Here is a 292-nt window from a genome sequence, read left to right as displayed (position 1 = left end):
CCACGACTTAAATCTAGCCTGTCGTTATGCGCATCACATTGTCGCCATCAGCGATAAAAATATTTATTCACAAGGCAAGCCAGAAGAAGTGGTTACGCCACAGATGGTCAAGGATGTATTTTCCATGCGCTGTGAAATCGGCCAAGATCCCTTATACGGGACACCTGTATGTATTCCCTATGGCAAAGGCAGAAAAATTTAAAGGAAGGGGTTTTTAGGATGAAAGCTGAAGAAATTTTCGACGTAAATATCATAGGCGGTGGCCCAGCAGGTCTTTTCTCTACATTTTACA

The 292-nt window shown here is 42.8% G+C and carries 1 pseudogene; it reads left to right on the top strand.

Features of this window, described 5'->3' with window-relative positions:
• A pseudogene (locus R0J92_RS22365) lies at positions 1–202 on the top strand (cobalamin/Fe(3+)-siderophore ABC transporter ATP-binding protein); the annotation flags it as partial.
• Positions 203–292 lie beyond the last annotated feature (90 nt).

It is taken from the genome of Tritonibacter sp. SIMBA_163 (assembly GCF_046535935.1).
GTDB classification, from domain to species: domain Bacteria; phylum Pseudomonadota; class Alphaproteobacteria; order Rhodobacterales; family Rhodobacteraceae; genus Epibacterium; species Epibacterium scottomollicae.
The sequence above is the reverse complement of the archived record's forward strand: the minus strand, read 5'-3'. Positions and strand labels throughout refer to the sequence as shown.